The sequence below is a fragment of the Corallococcus sp. AS-1-12 genome (assembly GCF_020036995.1).
Classification (GTDB): domain Bacteria; phylum Myxococcota; class Myxococcia; order Myxococcales; family Myxococcaceae; genus Corallococcus.
In genome coordinates this window covers 1-12,042 of record NZ_JAIQDD010000011.1, presented here as the reverse complement: position 1 = coordinate 12,042, position 12,042 = coordinate 1, and the positions used below count along the sequence as shown (strand labels likewise).

8 protein-coding genes are annotated in these 12,042 nt (G+C 68.1%); 3 read left to right on the top strand and 5 right to left on the bottom strand.

Annotation, left to right across the window (positions count from 1 at the left end):
• Positions 1-8: 8 nt before the first annotated feature.
• Both K8556_RS19320 and K8556_RS19315 read left to right on the top strand, forming a co-directional pair.
• The gene (locus K8556_RS19320) at positions 9-1,925 is read left to right on the top strand and encodes a hypothetical protein (protein ID WP_223741545.1); all 1,917 of its coding nucleotides are present in this window, start codon (positions 9-11) and stop codon (positions 1,923-1,925) included.
• Positions 1,926-1,948: 23 nt separating this feature from the next.
• The gene (locus K8556_RS19315; protein ID WP_223741544.1) at positions 1,949-4,600 is read left to right on the top strand and encodes a choice-of-anchor X domain-containing protein; all 2,652 of its coding nucleotides are present in this window, start codon (positions 1,949-1,951) and stop codon (positions 4,598-4,600) included.
• A gap of 140 nt (positions 4,601-4,740) precedes the next feature.
• Here K8556_RS19315 and K8556_RS19310 read toward each other — a convergent pair whose 3' ends face one another.
• From K8556_RS19310 to K8556_RS19295, 4 genes are all read right to left on the bottom strand, one after another.
• Positions 4,741-5,112, bottom strand: coding sequence for a hypothetical protein (locus K8556_RS19310; protein WP_223741543.1), 372 nt, complete (start codon positions 5,110-5,112; stop codon positions 4,741-4,743).
• A 161-nt stretch (positions 5,113-5,273) separates the two neighbouring features.
• Positions 5,274-6,032: an immunity 52 family protein gene (locus tag K8556_RS39800; protein WP_223741542.1), complete on the bottom strand. Its 759-nt coding sequence runs from the start codon at positions 6,030-6,032 to the stop codon at positions 5,274-5,276.
• Between the two features lie 11 nt (positions 6,033-6,043).
• Entirely contained in the window at positions 6,044-7,411 is a 1,368-nt protein-coding gene (locus tag K8556_RS19300; RefSeq protein WP_223741541.1) for a Tox-REase-5 domain-containing protein, read from the bottom strand.
• A 229-nt stretch (positions 7,412-7,640) separates the two neighbouring features.
• Positions 7,641-8,981 (bottom strand): hypothetical protein, encoded by a 1,341-nt coding sequence (locus tag K8556_RS19295; RefSeq protein ID WP_223741540.1) that lies wholly within the window; start codon positions 8,979-8,981, stop codon positions 7,641-7,643.
• A 501-nt stretch (positions 8,982-9,482) separates the two neighbouring features.
• Here K8556_RS19295 and K8556_RS19290 point away from each other — a divergent pair.
• A complete protein-coding gene (locus K8556_RS19290) occupies positions 9,483-10,994 on the top strand; it encodes a helicase (protein WP_223741539.1) in 1,512 nt (503 codons plus the stop codon).
• A gap of 79 nt (positions 10,995-11,073) precedes the next feature.
• Here K8556_RS19290 and K8556_RS19285 read toward each other — a convergent pair whose 3' ends face one another.
• Complete coding sequence (locus tag K8556_RS19285) at positions 11,074-11,322, bottom strand: hypothetical protein (RefSeq protein WP_223741538.1); 249 nt, start codon at positions 11,320-11,322, stop codon at positions 11,074-11,076.
• Positions 11,323-12,042: the final 720 nt, after the last annotated feature.

The following is a 12,042-nucleotide window of genomic DNA, read 5'->3' as shown; positions in this document are numbered from 1 at the left end:
ACTCCGACATGGCAATCATCTCCGCCGACACCTTCCGCCCCCTGAAGCGCCACATCGGCGTCCGGCTCCAGCAGGGCGTTCCCATCGTGGACGCAGACTGGAACGAGCACGAGGACATCCGGAGGTTCGAGCTCCGGGCGTACCTGAAGTGGTTCGTGGGCGACGGCATCCCCGAGGGCACCGACGCCTTCCGCGTGGTGGGCCAGGGCCTGGCCAACGACTTCCTCATCAGCGCCGGGACGCCCCCCACGGTGCTGGCCACGGACCCGGTGGAGCACGCGCTGCGAGACATCGGGCGCCTGCTCATCGACGGCCGCGACATCCTGCTCGACGCGGACCTCCGCTTCCGCCAGCAGGCCCTGCACGTCAGCCAGCCGGGGGCCTCCACGCTGGCCGCCACCCTGGGGGTGCCCACCGTTCCGGAGCTGGCGAGCATCAACGGCGACCTGCTCATCTACGTGGATGTCTGGGACCGGCTGCTCACGCCCGCCGAGGACCCTTCGCTGGTGTTCCCCGGCCTGGGCACGGAGAGCTGCGCCCGCTTCAAGCGCGAGTGGGTCATCCGCGCGCGGGCGTCCACCACGGTGCCCCAGCTCACCTCGCCCGCGGATCCCGACTATCTGGCCGGACACAGCTACTGCGCCATCGCGCGGGTGACCCGCCGCACCACGAACACGAGCGTGCTCTCCACCGACGTCACCGACCTGCGCGCGCGCCGGCTCCTCACCCCGCCAGCGACGCTCATCGAGGACACGCTGGGCATCACCCCGGACCGCTACCGGCTCGGCCTCGACCGTCCGCCCATCAGCCTCCGGGATGCCATCAACGCCCTGCTGCGGGGAGAGATCCCCAGCTCGGCGGACCAGGCGTTGACCCTGGACCCCAACCAGGACATCTCCAAGCGAGCCTTCGCCTTCGACAAGGGCAACGGCATCGTGGGCGCGTGGCATTCCTCCCGGGTGGGCGGCACCTATCAGGTGTTCATCAGCCGCATGTCGCTCGGCAACGTCCCCGCGGGCTTCAGCCAGGTGCCCGTGCAGGTCACCTCGGGGAACACCCACTCGTTCCCCAACCTCGCGGTGCTCCCCAACGGCGACATCCTCATCACGTACCAGGAGATGAGCAACGGCGGTGACTACAACGTGCACTTCAAGCGCGGCCCCTACGCCACGCTGAACACAGCGACCGAAGTGCCGGTGGCCGCCACCACCTCGAGCGAGACCGTTCCCACCGTGGTCATCAGCGGCAACATCGCCGTGTTCCTCTGGAACCTCACCTCGGCGAGCAGCCAGTACTGCTTCCGCCGCTACCGGCACACGGACAGCACGTGGCTGGATGCCAGCCCGGTGACCCTCTCGCCGTCCCCGTCCACGGTGGGCCTCCACGCCGCCGTGGCGGAGAACGGCATCGTCTGGTGCGCCTTCCGGTCGTCCGCGTCGCTGCTGATCTTCACCCTGGATCCGTCGTCCGGTGTCGTCAACATGCAGGCCAGCCTCTCGATCGACTCGGGCACGGCTCCAGACCCGTTCATCCTGCCCACGAAATCGGGACAGGTCTGGGTGTTCTGGCAGGGCAGCTCCGGGGTGTGGTCGGCACGCTTCACCAGCGGTGCCCTGGAGTTCACCCAGCCCCTCCCCTCCGGCGCGGCGAACGACCGCAATGTCTCGGCGGTGGAGGACGCCTCGGGCGGCGTCTGGGTCTACTTCGCGCGGGGAACCCCCGGCCGCCTGGTCCACACCCGTCGCGACCCCGTCAGCGGCGCCTGGAGCCCCACGCGGCAGGTGACCACGCCTCCCACGGACACCTATTCCGACAGTCTCCCCTTCGCGCTCCAGGCGGTGGACCGCTCCACGTGGCTCTTCTGGCAGAGCGACCGGGGAAGCAACCTCAACATCTTCTACAAGCAGCTCATCACCAACATCTGACTGAAACATCGGGGGGGATACACATGCCAGCCATCAGCCCGACGGGCCTCGGGGCCACGAGCTATGCCATCACGGCCTCACGCCGCATCCAGGCGGACCTGAAGTTCGACTTCTTCCTCGGGTCCGAGCACCCGTTCACCGTCACGTATCCGAGCGGCGCGACGGGCGTGCAGATCACCCTGAGCCGGGGTGGGACGTCCCTGAACCTCCTCCCCGGCCCCATCAACGACTTCTCCACCTTCGGGAACAGGACCGTCATCACCTCGTCCTCGCCCGCGGGCGCCAACACCGTGCTGACCTGCACGTTGTCCGTCAACTCGACCGAGGTCCTGGACGAGGCCTGGAGGGTGCGCATCACCGCGGACGCGGCGGTGGACTGGGCCTTCGGCCAGAACGCCAACTCGCCCGCCGACCCCACCATCACCCGGCTGATGTGTGATCCGGTGGCGCAGATCTCCTCGGTGGTGCCCTCGGCGCCGCAGGAGAAGGACGCGGTGCTGCTGACCGCCGGGTTGGCCAACGGGCTCGGGACGGTGGTCGGGCCCCCGACGTCCGCCTTCTATCGATGGAGCTACACCGGGGACATCGTCATCTCCGGGTTCTCCTCGGCGGCGAGCGCCAGCCAGACCCATGCCTTCAACGCGCCTGGCGTGTATGGGTCGAGGACCGTCACCCTCTCGCTAGAAACCTGGCTGGAGGGTGACAGCATGACGCCGGGGTTCCTCACGGCCTCGGCGACACAGCCGATGACCCTCACCCCAAGGACGCAGCACCTGATGCTGGTGCTGGACCGCTCCGGGAGCATGGCGGGGGAGCGGTGGAACAACGCGGTGGTCGCGGCCCGGATCCTGGCGCAGATGTATCTGGCGCTTCGCGCCGGCGTGTCCGAGAAGGACCGCGTCGGCATCCTCACCTTCGAGGATGGGACGGCCACCTGGCGCCCGTTCTACGGGCCGGACGTCGGCATCGAGCTGAAGCTGCCCCTGACTCCCGCCGGGAGCGGAACGGGCATCCCGGGGCTGTGTTCCCTCAACCTCGGCGCTCCGGGCAACTGCACGCCGATTGGCGACGCGTTGATCGAAGCGATGCGGAAGCTGGCTCCCCTGCATTCGGCGTCGAGCCCGCCGAAGTACCACGTGGTGCTGCTCACCGACGGCTACGAGAACAGCGGCTCGGTGTATCTGAAGTCCACGCCCTCGGCGGTCGCGGCCGGAGCCCAGTCCTTCGCCAGCCGGCGCGCCTCCACGGTGGGTGGCTCGGTCCTGGGCCCTGTGGACGCGAACATGGCGCTCTACCCCATCGGGCTCGGGGCCACCGTCGACGACGAGGTGCTCAACCAGCTTGGCTGGGCGAACACGACGTCGCCCACCCCGTACCGCAACATCACCCAGGTCTCGCAGCTCAAGCAGGCGTTCGCGCAGATGGTGGGCTACTCGCAGGAGGCGCAGGAGCTCATCTCGGCCGCGAGCCCGGCCGCCCTCGAGGCGCTGCTGATGGGCGTGGACGTCCCGGATGATGCCGGCGCACCCACCGCGAGGTACGTGGCCGTCGAGCCCAAGGCGAACCGGCTCATCTTCGCGGTCCAGTGGGGCGCGGGGACGCACACCCTCGAGCTCGCCCGGGCGGAGGCTGGCGGCACCTTCATCCCCATTTCGGTGCCCGTGGCGGCCTGCACGAGCCACGGCTTCGTCACCGTCGACCTCGCCTCGCTCTACGGTGGCGAGGCCCTGGTGCCGCAGACCTTCTGGCGCATCGTCCACAAGGACGGCGGAGCGGCCACCGTGATTCCGCCGGACGACCTCCTCGCCTACGTGGACCTGACCACGAAGCTGGACGTGACCTTCGACAAGCGCGAGTACCGCACCGGAGACACGATGCGGGTCACCGCGAGCCTCCGTCAGGGGAACAAGCCCATCCGTGGCGCGAGGGTGAAGGTGGAGCTGGCGCGCCCTGGCGAGTCGCTGGGCACGTTCCTGGCCGTCAACTCGGGCCTCTACAAGCCTCGCCAGTCCGAGCCGGGAAAGGGAGGCGACGTGCCACCGCCCAAGGAAGACATGCTGCGGGTCCTCATGAAGGCGAAGGAGCTCGACAGCCTGCTGGTCCCCGGCCCGCCCGCGCTCTTCCCCGACGGCAGCTCGGACCTGCGGGATGACGGCGCGCACCATGACGGCGCGGCGGACGACGGTGACTACGCCAACGTCTACACGCGGGTCGACAAGGAAGGCGTCTACACCTGGCGCATCAGCGCGGTCGGCAGGCTGGAGGATGGAAGCGCCTTCACGCGGGTGATGACGGTCTCCACCTGGGCCGGCATCCGTCCGGACGCGGCGTCCTCCATCATCACCTATACGCACGACCTCCCGGCGCCCCGGGGGATGGCGGCGGTCCGGGTGTCGATCTCCCCCCGGGACCGTTTCAAGGAGCACCTCGGGCCCTTCCGCGGGGACGAATTGAAGTTCGAGTCCGACGTGGGCACCTTCGAGGGCGACATCACCCAGGACCTCGATGGCACCTACCACCAGGTGCTGTACTACCCGCTCGGCCAGAAGCCCCAGGTGACGATCCACTTCGCGCACGGCAAGGCCTCCGCGCCGCTGCCCATCTTCCCGGTGACGGAGAGCCTCCTCTGCCGCTTCTTCAAATGGCTCGCCCACCTGTTCTGCAAGGACTGCTGAGCAACGGCCTCGACCTCTGAGAGGGGTTGAGGCCAGGGAAGAAGCCTGGCAACCCGTGGTGGATTGCCAGGCTTCTCATCGAAGCCGCATCAAGGCGGGAGCAGGACTCCGCGCAGAGGAGCGCGAAGGCCCGTCCGCCGTCAGTTGCCGCGGTAGGTGGTGTTGAGGATGCCGATGCCCGCGGCTTCCACATACAGACTGACGGACGTGCCCTGGGTGGCGGCCTGGGTGGCGCGCTCGAACAGGCCCAGGCGCTCGGCCTCGCTGTACTGGTAGCCACCGGCCGAGGCGCCCGAGCCCAGGTAGTAGTAGCTGCCGACGAAGCTCCCCGTGCAGTTCGCCGCGGTGTTCACCTGCACGACCACGTAGCCCTGGCCGTAGGTGGTGTTGGGTTGCTTGGTGTACGTCGCCGCGCAGACGTAGCCATTCACCGTGATGGGGGCCGCCAGGGCCGTGCTGGCGAATCCGACCGACATCATCACCGCCGAAACAACGATGGACGCTCGCTTCATGGTGTTGTCCCCTCAAGCCGTTGGCTGAGGCCTCCGCGCCCGGGATGGGCGTGGGGCTCCGGAAAGCGTTTCTGCATTTCCGCTCGAACCAACGTGCGGGACGGTGTTTTCCCCTCACCTCTTTTTCGCCATGAGGCGAGTGCTCGTTCCGCGTCCGAGGGTCAGGACGAACTGGCCTGCATGAGGCCCGCCCTGACCAGCAACTCGCGCACCCGTCGAGCCAGCGCCACATGCGCTGGATTGGCCACCGTGAAGCGCTCCGGAGTCAGGAGGATGAGCGTGCCCTTGTCCTCCACCGGCTCAATGCGCACCGGAGCTGGAAGCGGCGGCACCGTGCCGCAGCGGCGTGAGAGGTACGTGATCCAGCCCAAGGAAAAGGGGGCCGAGTCGGGCTCCCGGTACTGCATTCTGTAGGCGCTGGAGCCTGCCAACGCCCAATCCGGCTCCCAGGAAGACACCATGCCGCGCACCACGTCCGTTAGCACCGGCGTCGTGAGCAACCGGCCCGCATTCGCGCCTTTCGATGGCAGGGAAAGCACGCAGTGGTTGGAAGCGGCTTCTGAAGACATCCCGCCATTGATGCGCAGACTCGCGAAATCATCACCGCTCCCACCGTTGTCGAAGGAGAAGCGAAAACCCAGTCGCTCGATGGCCGGCCCTCCCTTCTCGCGGTTGACGCCTCGCTGGAACAGCTCAGTCAAGGTGGGCACATCAGGCGGCATGAGGGGCACATTGCGCGCGTCCTTGCGTGACCTGGCTGGCTTGTACCATTGGGCCAGAAGGGGGTCGCACGAAGCCAGGAGGTTGAGGAAGGTTGCTGTTCGTCGAGCACACGCCTCGGGTGACTCCTGACGCGGGCCCCAGTAGGCGCCAGCCGTGTAGCTTTCAGGGTAGGTCTCAGGTTCGGACTTACCGGTCACGTTGTTCTCTCCTACAGCGCCGGGGTGTGGATGACCTTGATGCCTTTGACTTCCGCGTCCTCAAGAAGCCTCCGGATGGCATCCGCGGCATGCTTCTCCGCGACGTGCCATTCGATGGGAATGCCCATACCCCGAATCGTGTCGCTCTGTCGCTGGGCCTGGTCAATGAGCCCCTGTGCTCCGGAGCTCCGGAACCACTCCCTGGGCTCCAGCCCCTCGAAGAACTTCGCGTAACCGGGCCCCTTGGCCTCCAGCAGCACGCCGTCCTTGAAGCCGTCGAACTTCACGCCGCCGGCCTGCGGGCTCGCGCCCCCGACCCAATACGCGTCATCCGCCGAGTGTCCCGAAATCTGCTCCTGGTAGCGCCGGGCGCGCGTGGACATCGACTCCTTCGCGGGCCCCCACTGCCCCGGCCCCTGGGAAGGTGCTCCTCCTTTCGAGGCCGTGCTGGCCCGCTGGAGGATGATGGACGCCCCAGGGCCGCCGCTGAGTGCCGCAGCCGCGCGCCCTGCTGGCGCCGCGACACGCTCCAACGCCAGCGTCCCCTCCGCCGTCAGCGAGAGCACCGGCACCGAGACTTCCGCACCCAGCGCCATCCCCTTCAGCGTCCGCGTCGTAGCCGAAGCCGCGCCCCCGGTGATGAGCAGGCCCGTCGTCAGCCGCGATACCTCGCGGATCTGCTCACCACGGGTCATGGACTGGAAGCGCTCCCAGTACATGGGCGATGACGTGATGAGCGCCGCCACGCCTCCTGGCAGATTGCTCAGCCCCGCGAGACTGTCCACGGGGCGCGTCAGCAGTTGGCCCAGCGCGTGGTACAGCTCCACGAACGCATCCTCGGCTCCATCCAAGGTGCGGCTGACGACGTCCGCGTCGCTGTACACCTCGGCCAGGGGCCGCCAATCCGAAGGCTGCAACTGCTCGTCCACGGCACGGAAGACGCCGCCCTTGCCGCTGTAGAAGCGGCCCAGTTCGAAGTTGCCCGCGCGGAAGACACCCTCCTTCCACTCAACGGACGCCACTTTCTGCTGCGTGTTCCCGTCGAGGGCCCACGCGAGGTATCCATCCGGCCGCAGCACCGCAATCTGCTCCCGGGCGAAGCGCTCCACCCGATGCAGCAACTCCTCGCGCGAGACTTCCCCGCCTTCCAGCACTTCGCGCAGCAGGAAGCCCGCCGTCATGCGACGCGGGAAGGCGCCCATCGTCACGGGTTTCCGAATCAGTTGCTCCAGCAGCCGCGCGGCCTGAGTGGGAGTCAGCGAGCCCCCCACCAGGGGGCGCGCGTCCTGGTCCTCCAACCCCGCGTCCGTCAGGAGCTTCTCCCAGGCGTCATCCCTCGCGTCACGGGGAGCGAGGCCGCCGCCCACGGCCCCAGCCATTCCCGACGTGTCCTCTCGGAGATTCCGGTGGCGCGCCATGCGCTCCCCGGAAGTCACAAGGGAGGTTCGCGATGAGGCCCGAGTGGGGGGCACCTCCTCCTGCGGCGACTGCTCCCACGCGGGTGTGGGGGCTGCGCGCTGCGTGTAGCTCAAGCTCGGGCCACGACGAGGCGCGGGCGACACCGAAACGCACCCCGTCGACAACGTAACGAGGGCCAGCAGCAGGACGTCAGCGCGCATTGTCCACCCCCAGGCCCAGCGAGGCGAATGCACCCGGCAGTAACGTGCCCACACCCTCGGGGAACAGCAGCGTGCCCGCCGTGCCCATGGCGTAGAGCTTCCCGCCCAACAAACGCCAGCGAAGCTCCGCCCCGCCCAGGTAGCGCGCTCCAGGTTGTCCCGCCCCCACCGCGAGCCCCTTCAAGGCGACTTCCACGGAGCGCTCAAAGAGCTGCACCGCCGCGCGCCCGTCCACGTCGAAGCGGCCCCAGGTGAAGGCCTCCACTCCCAGCGACAGCTTCAGATGCTTGTGGACGCCCCAGGAGTGGACCGCGTCCCAGCCCACCTCTGCCTCCCCATAGGCCGAGTACCCGTCGGGGAAGGACGCCTCCGCCAGCGCCACGCCTTCCGGCCCCGCCGCCTTGAAGCGCGCCAGCTCATAGTCCGGGCCGAAGAAGCCCTGACGGAAGCCGCCGTGCTGCCGACGCCCCTCCAGACGCAGCAGCAGACGCAGCGTGGGCGTCCTCGCGTCCACGCCCGCGCCCACCACCGCGCCCCAGGCACCGCCTTCACCCGGCTGGCCACCCCAGCCCGCCTGGACGTGCACTTCGTACGTGGGCCGCACGACCACCACGGCCATGGCATCCAGGTGCGCCAGCGTCACCGAGGGCGTCCGGCCTCCGGCGCGGCCCCAGTCGTGTACCGCCGACAGTGCCAGCGTGTAACGCGCCCTCTCGCGAGGTGGGCCGAAGAAGACGTGCTCCATGTCCAGGGAGAGTTCGGCGCCCATGAGGCGCGCGCCCAGCACGTCCGAGACGAAAGCCTCCGTGTAGAGGGGCCCCAGGGTGCCGGTGAGGAAGCCGCCCGCCGGGTGGTAGTCCGGGTTGAGACGTCCTCCGTAACGCCGCACGAGGTGCGCGGACAGCAGGCTGTAGCCCTCCAGCGCGCCGAACCAGACGCCCACGGGGGCGTTGTCCGAGCCCAGCTTGAGGGCGCGCACCACCTGCCCGAAGTCCGAGACGCTGTCCCAGTCCTCGCGTCGCACGAAGCCCGCGGTCCCGTCACCTCCCCAGAGGCGCAGCCGCACGGGAGTGCCCAGATTGAGGCCGAAGTCCTCACCTCGCTCGAAGACAAGGGTGGGCTCCACCTGGACGAAGCCCTGGTCCGTGCCTTCGCCCGCGCGCGGCAGGAGGGATAAAGCTGTCGCCTCCACGCGCAGCAGGTTTCGCCAGGCTTCGTCCACTGGGCGCCGTGCCTCCTTGACGGGCGACACCTCCGGGACGCCTTCGGCCCATGCGGCCACCGGCCAGAGCAGCCATAGCCAGACAGCTCCACCTCGCATCATGCGCATCCACGCCCCCTGGGAGTGACACCTCCGATGAGAGCAAAGGACACACGTCTGACATTCAGCCCGGCCCCTGCCGGCCGCTCGCCGCTACGACATCCGCGTCGCCCTCAATGACTCGCCCTGGCTTGCGGGAAGCGAAAGGGCGTCCTGGCCGCCACCCTCCCCGCTGAGCCACCCGAGCCTGGGACCTACGCCTCCCTGGGCATGGCCGGCGGGGAGCTGCTGCGGGTTGCAGTGGAGTCCTTGGAACCGCTGTGTGGCACGGGGCAGTTCGTCCGGGGCGTTTGGTAGCGAGGGCCGCCTGTGAAGATTCTCAAGCGCCTCCGCGTGCCCCCGCCGCCGTCCCCTGCCCGGGCGACGTGACCAGCGGCAGACGTCGTGGCGCTGGAGGCCCATCTGCGCGCCCCTGCGGGCCCGTGTGGATGCGCGGCCAGTTCCCCTGCCCGTCCATGTCCCACGCGGCTGCGGCGCGTCCAGGCCCTGACGCGGCTTGAAGCGTCTCGCGTGGGCGGGTTGCTGGGCCCCATCGGAACCGGCCGCGGCAAGGAGCTGACCACCTTCCTCATGCCCATGGTGATGCCGGCATGCCGCGTGGCCTGCCTCTTCATCCCGGCCAACCTGCTGCCCCAATTCACGGCGGAGTGGGACTACTACGGCGCTCACTGGCGCCTGCCGAACCTCGCGGGCGGGCGCTGGTTCCGGCCCGGCCTGCCGGTGTTGCACGTCATTACCTACAACAAGCTGTCCAGCCAGGAAGCCACGGACCTGCTGGAGCGCATCCGCCCGGACCTCGTCATCCTCAACGAGGCGCACAACCTCAAGGACCCGAAGGACTCGCGCACCGGCCGCTTCCTCCGCTACTTCGAGAAGCGTCCAGAGACGCGCCTCGTGGCCCTGTCCGGCACGTTCGCATCCAAGAGCATCAAGGACTACGCGCACCTGTCGCGGCTGGCGCTGCGCGACGGCTCGCCCCTACCCCTGGCCCACCACGTCGTGGAGGAATGGGGCACGGCCCTGGACCCGGGCAAGGTGATTGCCCCACCTGGCGCGCTGGAGCGGCTGTGCGAGCCCGAGGAGCACGTCCGCGAGGGCTTCCGACGCCGCCGCAACGACACGCGCGGCGTCGTCGCCACGGACGAGAGCGCCCTGGACAAGCCGCTCATCATCCGCCCGCGCTACCCGGGGCCGGTGCCCGCCGAGTTACTGGCGCTCATCGAGTTGGCGCATGGTGGCGAGCGACCGGACGGCGAGCAGTTCCAGGAGCAGCTCCAGGCCATGGCTTGCGCGCGACAGTTGTCGGCCGGATTCTTCCACCGCTGGCGCTATCCCCGGGGCGAATCACCCGAGCTGATCGAGGAGTGGTTCGCTAAGCGGAAGGCCTGGAACAAGGAGGTGTGGGAGGAGCTGAAGGGCGAGCGGCGTGAGCACCTAGACTCGCCTGGGCTGCTCACCAAGGCTGCCATCCGCGCGAACATGGTACCGCCCTATGAGGGCGACAAGCCGGTGTGGGAGGCCGCGACGTGGACAGAATGGGCGGAGATTCACGACGCGGTGCAGCCAGAGCCCCAGGCCGTGTGGGTGTCGGACTTCCTGGTTCAGGACGCGGCGGAGTGGGCGCGGACCCAGGTAGGAATCGTCTGGGTGGAGTTTCCGGAGTTGGGTGAGCGCATTGCCCGTGCCGCTGGCGTGCCCTTCTACGGCGGAGGGCGTGTGGCATCCGAGGCCATCCTCCAAGAGAGCGGGAGGCGCTCCATCGTCGCGAGTATCAAGGCGCACGCGACGGGGAAGAACCTTCAGCAGTTCCGCCGCAACCTCGTGGTAACGCCCCCCTCGGACGGTGCCCTTTGGGAGCAGCTCCTCGCGAGGACACACCGCCCCGGCCAGGAGGCGGCGTGCGTCGAGATGGAGGTGTGTCTCCATACGGAGGACTACGCGACGGCTTTCGCCACTGCTCGGGAGCGCGCGCATTTCATCCAGCAAACGGATGGTCAGCCACAGAAGCTCCTGTGGTCATGAGGCGGACGCCTGACGCAACAAGCTCCGTTACCGCACTCATGTGGGTAACGGAGCAGCCTGCGCGATTTTGGGCAACAAGCTACTTCGTCGGCCACACCTTGACGACGATGTAGACGACGATGCTGACGAGAACCACGACCACGTACAGCGACGACTCCGGTGCGTCGGACCGCTGGACGTGGGTCAACGCCCACAGCTTCGTGACGCTCTGGAGCGCGATATCCGTGTACAGGAGCGCGGCGAAGATCCGAGCGCTCAGGTTGTTGTTGTTGTTGTTGTCGTTGTTGTCGTCGTTGTGGGGCGGGTGCTGGGGGCCGGGCGGGGCCATGTATGTGCCCTTTCACCGCGGTGAGTCGGCTGCGACCCCGTTGTCGCAGGCTGATCGCCGGGACTCACGTGCCCTCCCGAGACCTGAGCAACCCGAATCAGCCAATACCCCTTGAATTGCAGCGACGAAACCTCCTTCGCGAGCACAGCGAAGAACTGGGACGCCATGTTCATGGTGACCATGATTCCTCCGCTCTCAACCTATAAAAAGCTCACGCCAGCGGCGCAACCCAACTACTGGGGCCATGAAGGCTGCTCTGATTCGCTCTCCTAAGTGCCTGGAAGAACGAGTCGCGTCCAACCGCTACATTGCAACCACCGCCACCGCAGGAGTGCTGTCACTCGGTTGAATCGCCTGGGCTGAAATCACGATTCTCTTGATATTCGCGGAAGAATGGGCATGCACGACGCCATCCTCCAAGAATAGCGACCCGACAGTCCGCTGTCGCGCGCATCAAAGCCCATGCGACGGGGAAGAATCTCCAGCAGTTCTGCCGCAACCTTGTGGTGACGCCGCCCTCGGATGGCGCCCTCTGGGCGCAGCTCCTCGCGCGCACGCACCGCCCTGGGCAGCAGGCGGCGCGCGTCGAGGTGGATGCGTGCCTACCCACGCAGGATTACGCGGGAGCATTCGCGACCGCGCTGGGGCGCGCCCAGTTCATCCAGCAAACAGATGGACAACCGCAAAAGCTCCTGCACTCAAACGCACACCAGCAATCAC

Excerpts from the sequence above, each read along its gene's own strand:
- K8556_RS19315 (WP_223741544.1), top strand. The coding sequence starts at position 1,949 with ATGCCAGCCATCAGCCCGACGGGCCTCGGGGCCACGAGCTATGCCATC.
- K8556_RS19285 (WP_223741538.1), bottom strand. The coding sequence starts at position 11,322 with ATGGCCCCGCCCGGCCCCCAGCACCCGCCCCACAACGACGACAACAAC.
- K8556_RS19320 (WP_223741545.1), top strand. The coding sequence starts at position 9 with ATGGCAATCATCTCCGCCGACACCTTCCGCCCCCTGAAGCGCCACATC.
- K8556_RS19310 (WP_223741543.1), bottom strand. The coding sequence starts at position 5,112 with ATGAAGCGAGCGTCCATCGTTGTTTCGGCGGTGATGATGTCGGTCGGA.
- K8556_RS19300 (WP_223741541.1), bottom strand. The coding sequence starts at position 7,411 with ATGGCTGGGGCCGTGGGCGGCGGCCTCGCTCCCCGTGACGCGAGGGAT.
- K8556_RS19295 (WP_223741540.1), bottom strand. The coding sequence starts at position 8,981 with ATGCGCATGATGCGAGGTGGAGCTGTCTGGCTATGGCTGCTCTGGCCG.